Source organism: Streptomyces sp. NPDC094034, from assembly GCF_040303865.1.
In the GTDB taxonomy this organism is placed as follows: domain Bacteria; phylum Actinomycetota; class Actinomycetes; order Streptomycetales; family Streptomycetaceae; genus Streptomyces.
The window spans coordinates 1-1067 of record NZ_JBEOUD010000141.1 but is presented as its reverse complement, the minus strand read 5'-3'; the positions used below and the strand labels follow the sequence as shown (position 1 = coordinate 1067).

The following is a 1067-nucleotide window of genomic DNA, read 5'->3' as shown; positions in this document are numbered from 1 at the left end:
CGGGTCCGGGCCCGGCTCGGCGACCTCCTGGAGGGTGCCGGTCAGGACGTAGGCGCGCCGCCCGGTGTCGTACGACGGTTTCGAACGGCTGCGTACGACGCGCAGGACGGTGCCCTCCTCGTCCGTGATCCGCACCCGCACCTCGGCGAGCGTGCCCTCGGCGACCGCGAGCTGCACCACCGCGGTGATCTCGTTCCAGTCGGCCGGATGCAGCCGGGCCCGGGTCTGGGCCTCGGTGAGGGTGGCCGGCGCCGCGGGCAGCCCGAGCAGCCGCGCCGCCTCCGCGTCCACGGTGACCAGCTTGTCCGCGGTGTCCCAGTGCCACAGCCCGGTCGCGAGGGCGGCGAGGACGTCTCCGACGGCCGGGAGCGGCTCACCTGTACGCATTGTCCCCATTTAAGAAGATGCGCTCGATGCGTGCCACCGTAGGGCCGCGGGCCGTAAATCTGTGGGGAGCCGATCTTGGGGTGGCCGGTACCCTTGGATCAGCCGGGGCCGGCAACCCGGGCGATCACCAACTCGAAGCTCCCACGAAGGACGATGAACGACGATGCATCGGTACAGGTCCCACACCTGCGGCCAGCTCCGCGCCTCTGACGTCGGCACCGACGTCCGGCTCAGTGGCTGGCTGCACAATCGGCGCGACCTGGGCGGCATCCTCTTCATCGATCTGCGCGACCACTACGGCATCACGCAGCTGGTCGCCCGCCCCGGCACCCCCGCCTACGAGGCCCTGGACAAGCTCTCCAAGGAGTCCACGGTCCGCGTCGACGGCTCCGTCGTCTCGCGTGGAACCGAGAACGTGAACGCGGACCTGCCGACCGGCGAGATCGAGGTCGAGGTGAGCGAGGTCGAGCTGCTCGGCGCGGCCCAGCCCCTCCCCTTCACCATCAACGCCGAGGACGGGGTCAACGAGGAGCGGCGCCTGGAGTACCGCTTCCTCGACCTGCGCCGCGAGCGCATGCACCGCAACATCATGCTGCGGACGGCGGTCATCTCCGCGATCCGCCACAAGATGACCGCGCTCGGCTTCAACGAGATGGCGACGCCGATCCTGTCCGCGACCT

2 protein-coding genes are annotated in these 1067 nt (G+C 70.3%); one reads left to right on the top strand and one right to left on the bottom strand.

Annotated features, from left to right (window positions below; translation table 11 throughout):
• On the bottom strand, positions 1-387 hold a 387-nt coding region (locus ABTZ59_RS37260; RefSeq protein WP_503003873.1), incomplete at its 3' end, for a PAS domain-containing protein.
• 163 nt (positions 388-550) lie between these two features.
• Here ABTZ59_RS37260 and ABTZ59_RS37255 point away from each other — a divergent pair.
• Positions 551-1067, top strand: a 517-nt coding sequence (locus tag ABTZ59_RS37255; RefSeq protein ID WP_351426083.1) for an OB-fold nucleic acid binding domain-containing protein, incomplete at its 3' end; no start/stop codon positions are given.